Source organism: Sporosarcina gallistercoris, from assembly GCF_050459885.1.
GTDB lineage: Bacteria > Bacillota > Bacilli > Bacillales_A > Planococcaceae > Sporosarcina > Sporosarcina gallistercoris_A.
Window position 1 is genome coordinate 35,222 of sequence record NZ_JBCMNO010000006.1, and the last position, 13,589, is coordinate 48,810.

Annotated in this window: 11 protein-coding genes; 4 read left to right on the plus strand and 7 right to left on the minus strand. The window is 47.2% G+C overall.

Annotated elements, in window-relative coordinates:
* Positions 1–13 precede the first annotated feature (13 nt).
* The 4 genes from ABE021_RS04170 to ABE021_RS04185 all read left to right on the plus strand — a co-directional run bounded on the left by ABE021_RS04170 (position 14) and on the right by ABE021_RS04185 (position 5,262).
* Positions 14–1,777 (plus strand): peptide-binding protein, encoded by a 1,764-nt coding sequence (locus ABE021_RS04170; protein WP_430287009.1) that lies wholly within the window; start codon positions 14–16, stop codon positions 1,775–1,777.
* A gap of 72 nt (positions 1,778–1,849) precedes the next feature.
* Positions 1,850–2,815: an ABC transporter permease gene (locus ABE021_RS04175; RefSeq protein ID WP_430287010.1), complete on the plus strand. Its 966-nt coding sequence runs from the start codon at positions 1,850–1,852 to the stop codon at positions 2,813–2,815.
* Between the two features lie 11 nt (positions 2,816–2,826).
* Positions 2,827–3,738, plus strand: a complete 912-nt coding sequence (gene opp4C, locus ABE021_RS04180; protein WP_430287011.1) for an oligopeptide ABC transporter permease — start codon at positions 2,827–2,829, stop codon at positions 3,736–3,738.
* A gap of 24 nt (positions 3,739–3,762) precedes the next feature.
* Positions 3,763–5,262 (plus strand): carboxypeptidase M32, encoded by a 1,500-nt coding sequence (locus ABE021_RS04185; RefSeq protein WP_430287012.1) that lies wholly within the window; start codon positions 3,763–3,765, stop codon positions 5,260–5,262.
* Positions 5,263–6,725: 1,463 nt separating this feature from the next.
* Here ABE021_RS04185 and ABE021_RS04190 read toward each other — a convergent pair.
* From ABE021_RS04190 to ABE021_RS04220, 7 genes are read right to left on the minus strand one after another with little or no spacing between them, the layout of a single operon-like run.
* Positions 6,726–8,027 carry a sodium:solute symporter family transporter gene (locus ABE021_RS04190; RefSeq protein ID WP_430287013.1) on the minus strand — a complete coding sequence of 434 codons (1,302 nt, stop codon included), beginning with the start codon at positions 8,025–8,027 and terminating at the stop codon, positions 6,726–6,728.
* A complete protein-coding gene (locus ABE021_RS04195; RefSeq protein ID WP_430287015.1) occupies positions 8,024–8,734 on the minus strand; it encodes a response regulator transcription factor in 711 nt (236 codons plus the stop codon). The genes ABE021_RS04190 and ABE021_RS04195 overlap by 4 nt, the downstream gene beginning before the upstream one ends.
* A 14-nt stretch (positions 8,735–8,748) precedes the next feature.
* Complete coding sequence (locus ABE021_RS04200) at positions 8,749–9,585, minus strand: sensor histidine kinase (RefSeq protein WP_430287016.1); 837 nt, start codon at positions 9,583–9,585, stop codon at positions 8,749–8,751.
* Positions 9,560–10,555, minus strand: a complete 996-nt coding sequence (locus ABE021_RS04205; protein WP_430287017.1) for an ABC transporter ATP-binding protein — start codon at positions 10,553–10,555, stop codon at positions 9,560–9,562. Before ABE021_RS04205 ends, ABE021_RS04200 begins: the two co-directional genes overlap by 26 nt.
* Complete coding sequence (locus ABE021_RS04210; protein WP_430287018.1) at positions 10,546–11,565, minus strand: ABC transporter ATP-binding protein; 1,020 nt, start codon at positions 11,563–11,565, stop codon at positions 10,546–10,548. The genes ABE021_RS04205 and ABE021_RS04210 overlap by 10 nt, the downstream gene beginning before the upstream one ends.
* 16 nt (positions 11,566–11,581) lie before the next feature.
* Positions 11,582–12,502, minus strand: a complete 921-nt coding sequence (nikB, locus tag ABE021_RS04215; RefSeq protein ID WP_430287019.1) for a nickel ABC transporter permease — start codon at positions 12,500–12,502, stop codon at positions 11,582–11,584.
* A gap of 12 nt (positions 12,503–12,514) precedes the next feature.
* Positions 12,515–13,387 (minus strand): ABC transporter permease, encoded by an 873-nt coding sequence (locus ABE021_RS04220; RefSeq protein ID WP_430287162.1) that lies wholly within the window; start codon positions 13,385–13,387, stop codon positions 12,515–12,517.
* Positions 13,388–13,589: the final 202 nt, after the last annotated feature.

Here is a 13,589-nt window from a genome sequence, read left to right on the forward strand (position 1 = left end):
GAGGAGACGCAGGATGAATGACAACACCCGTAAATTGAAATTCCCCTCGATGCTTTTGGCACTCGTGATGGTGCTCGCAGCATGTGGAGGTAATGAAGACAGAGGCCCGGATCCTTCTTCCGCCGCCGCTCCTGGTGAACCGACTGAAGGAGGAATTGTGGTGGGCGCAATGGAAACCGCCCCTTCCGGAATGTTCAATCCGATATTTTACGAAGAAGCATACGACGAAGCGATTTTACGTTTGACCCATGAGAGTTTAGTAGGTCAAAACGAGAAGTTGGAATTCATTCCGAAACTGGCTAAAAGTTGGGAAGTGAATGAAGATCAGACCGAGATTACGTTTCACTTGGAAAAAGGAGTGAAGTGGCACGACGGTGAGGAATTCACGGCTGAGGATGTCGTCTTCACATACCAATCGATGTCGGACCCTCAATATGTTGAGTCAGGTGGGTTCCGTACCGAATACGTGCAAGATTTAAAAGGCTATGAGGCCTACAATTCGAGCGAAACGGACCAGTTCGAAGGGGTGGTAGCCGAAGATCCGTACACCGTTACATTTAAATTTGAAGAGCCTAATGTAACTCCGTTATATACAGCTGGATTCCAAATCATTCCGAAACACATTTTTCAAGACATTCCCATTCCCGATATGCCGAAGGCGGACGCATCTCTCACAGGTGGTTCCATCATTGGCACAGGGCCGTTCAAGCTGACTAAGATTTTAGATCGTCAGCAATATATCCTTGAGCGGAACGAGGACTATTGGCAAGGGAAGCCCCACTTAGACAAGATCGTTTGGAAGATCGTGGACGAAGCAATCATGACTGGACTTCTTGAAACCGGAGATATCGATTTCGTAGCAGATCCGAATGGTGTTTCTCCAGCGGATTATAAGACGATACAGGAAATGGACAACATCCAAATCATCGAACAGCCACAGTTCGGTAACCAGTTCCTTGGATTTAAGATGAATCATAGGAATGCTGAGGATATCGAAAGTGGTGACTCCAATCCGGACAATTGGAAGGTGAATGAAAAGATTGCGAATCAAAAGGTGCGTCAAGCAATCGCCTATGCCGTCAACCGGGAAGGGATTGTCAATGGATTGCTCTATGGTCATGGCCAGAAAACGGATACGACGATTGCCCAACAGTTCTGGGCTTACAGTGAAGACGCGCCAGTGAACTATTCCTATGATCCCAAGAAAGCAATCCAGTTATTGGATGAAGAAGGGTATGTCGATCAGGATGGGGATGGATTCCGTGAAGATCCGGATGGCGAGAAGTGGGTGCTGAATCTCGACTTCCCGACAGGTAATAAAATACGTGAGCGAACTGCACCTCTACTGAAACAACAGCTGCAAGAAGTGGGCATCAACGTCAATATGCGACAGCCTAAAGAGATGACGGCCTATATTGACGGACTGGAAAATAAGGATAATGACTGGGACTTATACTTGCTAGGATGGGCACTGAGCAGTCATGACCCTGACCCTGCAAGCCTTTGGTCATCGAAAGCACCGTATAACTACTCGAGATGGAACAATCCGGAATCAGATGCGTTATTGGCGAAAGCGATGAAGGCACCTGAAGCATTTGAACAGAGCCATCGGAAAAAAGTCTACGAAGAGTGGCAAAGGCTGTTTTCGGAAGATTTACCCGCATTATTCCTATATGTGCAAGATAATTTGTGGGTGATGAACGATCGCGTCCAAGGGATCGATCCATTGCCCTTCACGATTACGAATAATGCCCACAAGTGGTGGGTTACCCGTTGATAAGGAATTGAATGGACTCAAAAGGTGGAGTACGTGTGGAATTGAGTACTCCTCCACTTAAGGGGGGAAACTATGTTTCAGTATTTAATCAGAAGGATTCTTATATTCATTCCGATGCTGTTTTTGCTGACAGTGATCGTGTTCGGCTTAGCCAAAGCTGCACCGGGAGATCCGTTTACAGGCAAGATTCTCGATCCAAGCATTGATCCTGAAGTATATGAGCAGCGGAAAGAAGCGTTAGGATTGAATGATCCCGTTCCGGTTCAATATTTCCATTGGATCAGTTCGATTGCGAAAGGGGATTTAGGTGAATCCATCACGTATAACGGTCGTTCGGTGCAAGATTTGATCGGCGAACGGTTGATGAATACGATCTACTTAGGCACATTCGCCCTGGCGATCACGCTCCTCGTAGCGATTCCGATCGGGCTGTATTCTGCAAAACATCCGTATTCGCTGCTCGATTACAGCGCCACCGCATTTGGCTTTGTCGGGCTCGCTGTGCCTAACTTCTTCTTTGGATTAATTGCCATTTTTGTTTTTGCAATTAGTTTGGGATGGTTTCCGGCACAAGGAACGATTTCAAGTGTGGATGCAACAGGGTTTGCATTGGTATTGGACAGACTGCACCATATGATTTTGCCGGGATTGACACTTGGGCTTGCCGGAACTGCGACATATATGCGGTATATGCGGTCCGAAGTGTTGGACGTACTCGGAAGTGATTACATTAAAACGGCAAAAGCAAAAGGGATGAGCGAGACATCCATTTTATACAAACACACATTACGCAATGCCATCATTCCAATCATTACATTACTTGGATTCGAGTTCGGCGCATTATTAAGTGGCGCTGTCATCACTGAGCAAGTGTTCAACTATCCAGGGCTCGGCACATTGTTCATCAAATCGATTGTGAACCGGGATTACCCCGTCGTGATGGCGATTAACCTGCTGCTTGGCATAACGATTTTAGTCGGGAATTTACTTGCGGATATGTTATACAGTGCTGTGGATCCGAGGATTCGCTATGAATGAGGTGAGAGAGAATGCAAAACTCTATGAATGAACAAACGACCGCGCGCATAGCACAAAGCAAATCCAAGCCGAAAAGTCCTTTCCAGCTCTCCTTGCGCCGATTCATGAAAAACAAGCTCGCGGTGATCGGTGTGATCTTCCTGCTTCTCATTATTCTGGCAACCGTATTTGCGCCGGTACTGACAAGCTTCGATCCTGAAAAAGGGGACTTGTTAATGGTTGACAGTGCGCCGGGCAATGGACACCTGCTCGGCACAGACAGTTCAGGACGCGATAACTGGGCCCGGTTGCTTTACGGGGGCCGGACTTCATTGGTTGTCGGGTTCAGTGCTATGCTATTCACGTTGGTCATCGGTGTTGTAACAGGTGCCGCCAGTGGATACTACGGAGGGAAAGTCGATAGTGTCATCATGCGTGCAGCCGATTTGGTATTGGCGCTTCCTTTTTTGGTACTTGCGTTAACTATCATTGCCTTATTGGACAACGTGACCATTGGTGTATTTGTGACCATTATCGCAATCACCACCTGGCCAACGTTGACAAGACTGATCCGCGGTGCATTTTTGTCGCTGAGAGAGGAAGAATTCATTACCGGAGCAAAAGCCCTTGGTGCGACTGACTTACGCATCATTTGGAAGCATTTCTTACCGAATGCAGTGGGTCCGATTATTGTCAATGCGACTCTGATGATGGCGACGATGATCATTATTGAGTCGGGGATGAGTTTCATAGGAATGGGAATTCCACAGCCCACTCCGACTTGGGGAAACATGCTTTCGGAAGCGCAAAATTTGCGCGTTCTGCGGGATCAGCCCGAAGTATGGCTGCCGCCGGGACTTGGTATCCTGATGACGGTACTGTCGATTAACTTCATTGGAGATGGACTGCGCGATGCGTTCGATCCGAAAAGTAACAGGCGTTGATCAGCATGAAAAAGAGGTGTTTAAATGGAAGCGTTGACAGCAAAAGAACAACAATTCATGAACTTTCTAAAAGAGCAAAATGCCTATAAAGAAGCGTTGACAACTCTTCAATGGGATTCGCATACTCAAATACCTCGCGGGGGTGTAGACAATCGTTCCGAAGTGGTCGGCTTTCTATCAGGGAAACTGCAGCAATCGGAAACTTCGGACCGGATGAAAGAGTATCTGGATGATATGAAGGCGACATCCGAGAACGGTTTGATCCGACAAGTGGTTGAAGAGTGTGAAAGAGTCTATGAAAAGAGCCGGAAAATACCGAACAAGACCTACCAAGAGTATGTAACCCTCTGTTCCAAAGCGGAAGCGGTCTGGGAGGAAGCACGGAAGAAAAACGAATTCTCTCTATTTGAACCCTATTTGTCGCGGATTGTTGAGTACAACCAAGAGTTTGCAGAGCTTTGGGGATACGAAGGCAATCGATACAATGCTCTGCTCGACAACAACGAACCTGGCATTACTGTGGAAACATTGGACGTTGTGTTTCCGGCGCTTCGGAAATCGTTGACGAGTTTGATAGAGCAAGTGAAGGCCAGTCCCGTGAAGGCGGATGTCTCCTTGTTGAAAAGTCCATTTCCGATTGAGAGGCAAAAAGCGTTGAGTGAGTCAATACTCGAGATGATTGGGTATCGGTTTGAGAATGGGCGGCTCGATACGTCCGCACATCCGTACAGTTTTGCCATCAACCCAAATGATGTGCGGTTGTCGACAAAGTATATTGAAGATGACTTCAGATCCAGCTTGTTCAGTTCCGTACACGAAGGCGGGCATGCACTTTACGAGCAGAATATCGGACGGAACCTGATGGGAACACCGCTATCCGCCGCCAGTTCGATGGGCATGCATGAGTCCCAGTCGTTGTATTGGGAGATGTTTGTGACAGCGGATAGAGGATTTTGGGAAACGAACTATGATTGGTTCCGTTCCTTTGCACCGGATCATTTTAAGTCCGTTTCGCTGGACGACTTCTATGTAGCCTTGCATGATGTCAAACCATCCTTGATTCGCATAGAAGCAGACCCCCTTACCTATTCGATGCATATTATGCTTCGTTATGAGTTGGAAAAAGCGCTGCTTCATGGCGACGTGAAAGCGAAAGAGCTTCCACATGTCTGGAATGAGCTCATGCAGGAATATTTGGGCGTGGTCCCCGGCAATAATCGCGATGGTGTGCTTCAGGACATCCATTGGTCGAGCGGCGATTTCGGCTATTTCCCGTCGTACACTCTGGGTTATGTATACGCAGCCCAGCTGCACGCAGCGATGAAGCAAGAGGTTATGTTCGAGAACTGTCTGCAGACGAATGATTTTCTCTCCATCCGTCAATGGTTTACAGAACACGTGCATAAGCATGGCAAAACGAAACAACCGCTTGAGCTTTTGAAAGAAGTTACATCGGAAGAGTTGAATCCCGACTATTTGGTGCAGTATTTAACGAAGAAATACGGGGAGATTTATCAGTTTTAAAAAGGTAAGAGACTTTCTGCCAGTAGTGGCGGAAAGTCTTTTTTTAGTTGTTTGATTTTCTTGGGCATTGGCGGGGATTTGTTGGACACTTGAGGGCGGTTGCGCATCACTCAGCAGCCGTTCTCGATCACTGAAGAGGATTTGTCGTACACTTTCCGTGATTTGTCCGACACATAGTGGAGTTTCTCGATAACGGGACACAATTCACACGGTTCAGAGGGGTGGATTACGCTGAGGATTTTTTGCGTGTGTTTAGCGTTGTCGGACACTTGGGGAAGAATGTGCATCACTCCGCAGCCGTTCTCGATCACTGAAGAGGATTTGTCGTACACTCCACGTGATTTGTCCGACACATAGCGGAGTTTCGCGATAACGGGACACAATTCACACGGTTCAGAGGGGTGCCGCTGGACTATTTTTGTATGTGTTTGGCGTTGTCGGACACTTGGGGAAGAATAAGCATCACTCCGCAGCAGTTCACGATCACTGAAGAGAATTTGTCGTACACTCCACGTGATTTGTCCGACACCTAGCGAAGTTTCTCGATAACGAGACACAATTCATCTAGTTTAGAGGGGGTTAATTGGTAGCGCTTCGCTTATTAAGAGACGGGCTATCTCGCTAGCTCTCTCGGATTCCGCGTTCCCCGACACATCCGGGCGATTGTTCATCACTCAGCCGCAGTTCTCGATCACTCAAGTCGATTTGTCCGCCACACAGCGAAGTTTCCCCGACACCTAGCGAAGTTTCTCGATAACGGGACACAATTCATCTAGTTTAGAGGGGGTTAATTGGTAGCGCTGCGCTTATTAAGAGACGGGCTATCTCGCTAGCGCCTTCGGATTCCGCGTTCCCCGACACATCCGGGCGATTGTTCATTACTCAGCAGCCGTTCTCGATCACTCAAGTCGATTTGTCCGCCACACAGCGAAGTTTCCCCGACACCTCGCGAAGTTTCTCGATAACGGGACACAATTCATCTAGTTTAGAGGGGGTTAATTGGTAATGCTTCGCTTATTAAGAGACGGGCTATCTCGCTAGCTCCCTCGTATTCCGCGTTCCCCGACACATCCGGGCGATTGTTCATCACTCAGCCGCAGTTTTCGATCACTCAAGTCGATTTGTCCGCCACACAGCAAAGTTTCCCCGACACCTGGCGAAGTTTCTCGATAACGGGACACAATTCCCCTGGTTCAAAGGGCGTTAATTGGTAGCGCTGCGCTTGTTTTGGGAGGATAATTCATTGGCATGGGAGAATTGGGAAGATGGGATTGGACAGATGGGAGTAGGAATCTGCAGCGTGACACACTTCCCTCGGTCCAGAAAGGGCTGATTGGCAGCACTACGCCAGCGTCGAACAGGCTGCCCCTCTCCGACCCGTTTGGGGTGTGGCCAACTAAACGCCTGCCCCTGGATTTCTCCAGAGGCAGGCGTTTGTAGGAAGATTGGTCGTTGAACCCGGCTCAATCACTGAAGAGTTCCCGTTTGGCGAAAAGCATGGATCCGAACGAAATCACCAGTGAAATGAAGAAACTCCACCAGATTGTTATCAGAGGGCCCTCTGCGATAGGCAGTGCATGAACGAGAAGGGTCGCAATCGGAGCTGAGTAGGGCAGCAGCCGTGAGATTTTACGTTTAGAGAGCACGATGATCAGTATGACAGGCACGAGTGCCGCATATAGGGTTCCGAAGAAGAACAGGAACTGCAGGGCATCGAAGTTGAAGAAGAGTGAAAGAATGAGCAGTACGAGCAAAACGAAGCCTGAGAACTGATAGGAAGCTTTGTGAAGCTGCTTATCACTCATGTCTGGCCGTATCTTTTGTTGGATATTGCGAACGAAGTGGACCGTTGTGGCGTGAAGTTCTGCGTTCATTGTGCTTGAAATGGTGCTGAAACAAAATAGGAAGAAGATGACCGATAGCAATAAGGGCTTGATTTTTTTAATAAGCTCAAATAATAGCGAATACGTCTCGGTGAACGATTGGTCGTAGATGACAATCATCAGCATACCGCCGAGAGCCAATGGAACCGTACTCCAAACTAAAGCGGTCAAATAAAAGCTCATCCGGACTTTTTTCAGGTCAATCATGTATAGGCGCTGCCAAGTTGCTCGATCGGATAGCATTTGACCGAATCCGATCAGCATCGCAGTTGCAGTGAAGTAAAAGGCTTCCTGGTTGTTTGTGAACAAAAGATAAGGATGCAAGAGCCGTATGCCTTGATAGATATTCGTGGCACCTTCTCCTATAAAGAAAAACATAGGAATGAAGATAATTGCACTGAAAGTAAAGATGAGAGCAGGGCCTTCGAGTCTATGAATCCACTTCATACCACCTATACCGGCCAGGAGAAAGGTGTATAGGAAAAAGACCAGTAAAGAAATCCAGGCAGGCACACCCAGGAGTAATTCGAAAAGGACGGAAGCGCCGATCGCCTGCATGAACAGGGAGTCCAGTCCGAGAAACAGGACGAGGGTGGACAAAACGTAATAGCCATCTTTGTACAATCGGATTTCAAACAAATCTCCGATGGTCCGTAAGTCAGGATAGGAAGTACGGATTCGAAGCGAGATGAACCCGAATAATAGGAGTGCCACGGCGCCCATGAACGAATACCCAATACTTCCGACGAGCCCATATTTGATAAGTGCTTCAGGAGATGACAAAATCGTGTTTGCGGTAATCCAACGGGCCAGCAACGAGATAATGGCGGTGGAGAAGCCGAGTGTGATGGCACCGGTCATGTAAAAGTTGTAGTTTTTCATACAGGGCTGACCTCGGAGTCATTCGCTAATTGTACGCGATAGGCTGTCGGTGTCATGCCGAAGTTTTTTCGGAACAACGAACTGAAGTAATGCTGACTGTTGAATCCGGTATGATCAGCCACAGCGGAAATACTCGCTTCCGGATCATTGATCAGCATCCGCTTTGCCATCTCGAGTCGATAGGAATTCAAATAGTCTGCGAAGCCGAGGCCCATTTCCTCAAGGAACTTGCGACTCAAATACGTTGGGCTAAGGTGAATCTTTTCTGCAACCGCGGATAAAGGAAGCTTGTCGGCATAGCGTTCGTGGATGACGTGTAATGCTTGTTGGATGGCGTCCGATTTGGCATTCCATTTTTCATACTTTTGCAGCGTATGGATAAGTTCTTCTTCAATGATAGGTTTTGTAATATAGTCGTTCACTCCGATACGAATCGATTGACGGGCGTATTCGAATGATTGATAAGCCGTGACCATGATGATGTCTAACTCGTACAGCTCTTTCAACTCCATACCGAGTGTCAACCCGTCTTTTCCTGGCATTTGAATATCCAGGAATGCAATGGAGATTTTTTGTGACTGCGCCAAGGCTAATGCTGTGGAGGCATCCGTTGCTTTTAAGAAAGTCCAATAAGGGAAATGAGGTTTCATAAGATACTCAAGCTGCTCGAGCTCCAATGGTTCGTCATCGACTAGTAAAATGTACATAAGCTCACTCCTTCTTAGACAATAGGTGTTTCGCGGAACGGGATAATGATTTGTGCGCACGCTTCTTCGCCGACAAAAGACATCGTAAATGAGGCGGGTCCATCAGGAAATAATAGGTGCAGACGTTCGCGGATGTTGGCCACACCTAGTCCGTCTTCCCGGGTGAAGTCTTCTGTTTTCTGTGAGGGTTGCTGGAGATGCGTATTCCACACTTCTATATGGATCAGATTCTCTCGACGGAATACGATGATTCTGAGGATTGCAGGTCCCGGATATTTATCGAAAGCATGCTTGAACGTGTTTTCCACCATTGTTTGAAGAACGAATGGAGGGATGTACGCAATCTTTGCTTGCTGTTCGATTTGTTGATGGATTTGTACCCGCTGACCAAAACGCAATTGCTGAATATCCAGATAACTATTGGTATAGGCTAATTCATCCAGGAGCGGGACGAGCATTTCATTTGTTTGATAGTTGTATCTCATGAATTTTGACATCACTTCTAAACTCGTTATCAGCTCTTGTTTTCGATCCAATCGTGCGAGGCTCAGCATCGTATTCAGTGTGTTAAAGAAGAAGTGGGGTTTAATGCGTTGGTTGAGCTGATAGTATTGGGCATATTGTAATTCCTTTTCCAGTTTCGACTTACTTGCGACGTTTTGAAGGAAGTCGAATCGGCTCTCGAATATCATAATGAATGCAAGTGTAAAAGCCCCTGCTAGAGGGGCGAGTATACATAATAATACATATAGCGAAAACGTGTCGATGGACATCATGAGCGACGCCTCCAGCGGGTAAAGGATTGTCCCTATTCTAGCAGATGCGTCAATTGTTGAGTAGACTTTCTGCATAATGGCACGCAACTTGATGGGTTTCGGATAGGGCCCTTAACGCAGGGACTTCCTTTTTGCAGTGATCGGTAGCGAAAGGACAGCGTGTATGGAACCTGCATCCAGTCGGCGGATCGATAGGAGAAGGGACATCCCCTTTTAAGAGGATGCGATCTTTTTTATGTTGTTCATCAATCGATGGAATTGCGGATAATAAGGCTTTCGTGTAAGGATGACTAGGCGAATCGAAGAGCGAGTCCTTATCCGCAATTTCGACAATTGTTCCTAAATACATCACGATGACACGATCGGAAATATGGCGTACAACACTTAAATCATGAGAGATGAAGAGGAAGGTCAAGTCCAGATTCCGCTGCATGCTCTTCAGCAAGTTAATGATTTGAGCTTGAATTGAAACGTCAAGAGCAGAAACGGCTTCATCGCAAATGATGACTTTAGGGTCCACACAAAGTGCTCGGGCAATGCCGATTCTTTGACGTTGGCCTCCTGAAAATTCATGAGGAAAGCGCTCCAAATATTCTGGACGAAGACCTACTAGCGACATGAGTTCCAGAAGGCGTGCTTCCATTTGTTCTTTCGGCATCACTTTTTGGATGGTCATGGCCTCTTGAAGCATTTTACGGATCGTTTGACGTGGATTCAACGACGCATATGGATCTTGGAAGATGACCTGAATGTCCCCGCGCATACTGCGGAGTTCTTTTTTACTCAATGACGTCATGGACGTGCCGTTGAACAGGACTTCTCCTCCTGTAGGTTCATCGAGACGCAATATGGAGCGGCCGGTGGTTGACTTGCCACATCCTGACTCGCCAACGATGCTAAGTGTTTCGCCAGGATATAGTTTGAACGAGATGTCGTCCACTGCTTTTACGGTCTGTTTTGGTGAGAAAAGAGATTCTTTTTTCAAGGAGAAATATTGTTTTAAATGATTCACTTCCAAAATGGGTACCTTTGTCGTTACGGACATACCAATTCCTCCTTTTCTTCAATCGATTCCCACTTTTCGGTGTACATGAAGCAGCGGACTTTTGCCTCTGGATCATTCGTCTCCAACAAAACAGGAGCCTCAGCCCGACAAATTTCCCGTGCATGCGGACACCGGTCTGCAAAACGGCAGCCAACTGGGTAGTCATAGGGGCTCGGGACGGAGCCTTCAATCGTTTGAAGTTCGTGCTGGTTTTCATGGATATTCGGAAGGGAGCTGAGCAACCCTTGCGTATACGGATGTAACGGTGTTTTGAACAGATCCTTTGCGTTCCGATGCTCGACGACTTGACCGGCATACATGACCGCCACTTGGTCACATACTTCAGATACTACGCCTAGATCGTGTGTGATGAAGATGATGCTCATGCCAATCTGCTTTTGCAAGTCTTTCATCAACTCCAAGATTTGAGCTTGAATCGTTACATCCAATGCTGTTGTCGGTTCGTCGGCAATCAATACTTCTGGTGTACACGCCAGCGCCATCGCGATCATGACTCGCTGGCGCATTCCGCCACTCAATTGAAACGGCTCTTGTTTAGCACGCTTTTCAGGTGAAGGGAGGCCGACCATTTCCAACAGATCCACTGCTTTTTGCCATGCTTGTTTCCTCGGCAGCCGCTGGTGTAAACGGATGGTCTCAGCAATTTGTTCACCTACTGGAATGATCGGATTCAAACTCGTCATCGGCTCTTGAAAAATCATGGATATCTGGTTGCCGCGGACTTTGCGTAATTCTTCTTCTTTCATGTGTACGATATCTTTGTTGTTGAGTAAGATTTCCCCTTCGACAATTTTCCCGGGAGGAGAAGGGATAAGGCGCAGCAGGGACAGGGAAGTAATCGACTTTCCGCACCCGGACTCCCCTACAATCCCGAGCGTCTCCCCTTTGTGGAGCGTGAAATCCACACCGTCCACCGCTTTTGCAGTCCCTTTGGAAGTTGTGAAATGGGTCTTTAAATTCTTCACTTGTAAAACGACTTCTTTGGTCATCGGAAACTCCTCCTTTTTAGTTTAAATCGATCCGCTTGTTCACAGCCCGGTAAAGGACGTCCACGAGTAAGTTCACAAATACGAAAACCAGTGACGCAACAAGGACGCCGCCTTGAACCATTGGCAGATCACGAGTCCGGATGGCATCCACAATCATTCTTCCAAGTCCATTGATGGCGAATACGGATTCGACGAGAACAGTTCCGCCTAGTAAGCTGCCGAACTGCAATCCGACTACTGTAATGACGGGAATCAAAGCATTTCGCAACGCATGCTTATAAATGACAAAGTGTTCTTTCAAGCCTTTTGCTCGTGCTGTACGTATATAATCTTGCCCAATGACGTCGAGCATACTGGAACGCGTCATCCGTGCAACTATCGCTGCTCCGCCGACACCTAGTGTAAGTGCGGGTAAGATGATATTTAACGGGCCATCCCAACCTGCTACGGGGAGCCATTGAAGTTTTACGGAAAAGAGGTACATCAATAGTAAGCCGAGCCAGAAGCTTGGCAGTGAAATTCCGAGTAATGCAACCACCATGACACTTACATCACGGACAGAGTAAGGTTTGACTGCAGAAATGATTCCGGCAGCTAATCCAAGGACGATGGTGATGAGAATACTATAGAAGGCAAGTTCCATTGTAATCGGAAGTCTCAGTAAGATTTCATCGAGCACAGGCTGCTTGTTTTTCAACGAATTCCCAAGGTCCCCTTGAAAAACATTGCCGACGTAGGACATGTATTGCTCCGCTACGGGACGATTTAATCCTAAGTCTTCACGGTATTGTTCAATGGTTTCTTGGGACGCTCCTTCTCCGGCTAATATAGCCGCGGGATCTCCAGGCACCATCTGCATGATCAGGAACACAACGAGCGTCACGCCCAATATGACGGGAATAATTTGAACTAAACGTTTTGCGATAAATAGTAACATGAATGGACCTCCTTATTTTTTAAGTTTAGGATCGAGTGCATCCCGTAACCCATCCCCGAAAAGATTGAATCCGAGAACAAGAATTGAAATCATCAAACCAGGGAAGATAGCCATATAAGGTGCGCTGAACAGGAAATCGCGACCGCTGGATAGCATCGCACCCCATTCCGGTGATGGTGGCTGAGCGCCAAGTCCTAAGAAAGAAAGTCCAGCTGCTGATAGAATAGCGGTAGCTAGACGCATCGAACCTTGTACGATAATAGGTGAGAGTACGTTCGGAAAGACGTGTTTAAAGATGATAGTAAAGTCGTTGGCTCCAAGTGTCCGGATCGCATCGATGTATTCGAGCTTTTTCACTTCCATCGTGGATCCGCGGACAATTCTCGCAAACAAAGGAATCGAGAATACCCCCACTGCGATCGTCACGTTAATGAGGCCAGGTCCAAGAGCACTGATGATCGCAAGTGCTAGCAAAATTCCCGGGAATGCGAGCATGACATCCAATAGGCGGCTAATAACGGTGTCCACCCATTTACCGTAGTAGCCGGCAATGAGACCTAACGTGATTCCGAAGAATGCCCCGAATAATACGGAAGCGAAACCGACGCCGATGGATAACCGTGATCCATAGAGAATCCGGCTCAAAATGTCTCGGCCTTTATCGTCAGTGCCCATCCAATGTTCCATGGAAGGCGGTGTCAATTTGTCTTCCAATGAAATCTCGAAAGGATCGTAAGGGGCGACTAGTGGAGCGACAAGCATCATGAGGAGATAAATTCCTATAATGATAGCACCCGCCAATGCCGCCTTGTTCTGAGTCATGACACTCCGAAATGACTGCCACCTTTCTTTGCGTGTGTTCTGTCGAGCCTTCGCTAATTCCATTGTCTGTGCTGCAGTGATTTTTGAAGCCATTTTCCATTCCCTCCCTGCGGTAGTCTGTAGAAGATACCTCAAATGTAAAACGATTGGATGCCCCTGTAAATAGGAATACTCTAAGTAGTTGAAATATTAAAAAAGGTGAGCAAGATAGTGAAAGTGATTTCTCGTTTTGTTTTATATAATCAGATCAGAACGACAAAACGAT

Excerpts from the sequence above, each read along its gene's own strand:
- ABE021_RS04170 (WP_430287009.1), top strand. The coding sequence starts at position 14 with ATGAATGACAACACCCGTAAATTGAAATTCCCCTCGATGCTTTTGGCA.
- ABE021_RS04175 (WP_430287010.1), top strand. The coding sequence starts at position 1,850 with ATGTTTCAGTATTTAATCAGAAGGATTCTTATATTCATTCCGATGCTG.
- opp4C (WP_430287011.1), top strand. The coding sequence starts at position 2,827 with ATGCAAAACTCTATGAATGAACAAACGACCGCGCGCATAGCACAAAGC.
- ABE021_RS04185 (WP_430287012.1), top strand. The coding sequence starts at position 3,763 with ATGGAAGCGTTGACAGCAAAAGAACAACAATTCATGAACTTTCTAAAA.
- ABE021_RS04190 (WP_430287013.1), bottom strand. The coding sequence starts at position 8,027 with ATGAAAAACTACAACTTTTACATGACCGGTGCCATCACACTCGGCTTC.
- ABE021_RS04195 (WP_430287015.1), bottom strand. The coding sequence starts at position 8,734 with ATGTACATTTTACTAGTCGATGACGAACCATTGGAGCTCGAGCAGCTT.
- ABE021_RS04200 (WP_430287016.1), bottom strand. The coding sequence starts at position 9,585 with ATGCAGAAAGTCTACTCAACAATTGACGCATCTGCTAGAATAGGGACA.
- ABE021_RS04205 (WP_430287017.1), bottom strand. The coding sequence starts at position 10,555 with ATGTCCGTAACGACAAAGGTACCCATTTTGGAAGTGAATCATTTAAAA.
- ABE021_RS04210 (WP_430287018.1), bottom strand. The coding sequence starts at position 11,565 with ATGACCAAAGAAGTCGTTTTACAAGTGAAGAATTTAAAGACCCATTTC.
- nikB (WP_430287019.1), bottom strand. The coding sequence starts at position 12,502 with ATGTTACTATTTATCGCAAAACGTTTAGTTCAAATTATTCCCGTCATA.
- ABE021_RS04220 (WP_430287162.1), bottom strand. The coding sequence starts at position 13,387 with ATGGAATTAGCGAAGGCTCGACAGAACACACGCAAAGAAAGGTGGCAG.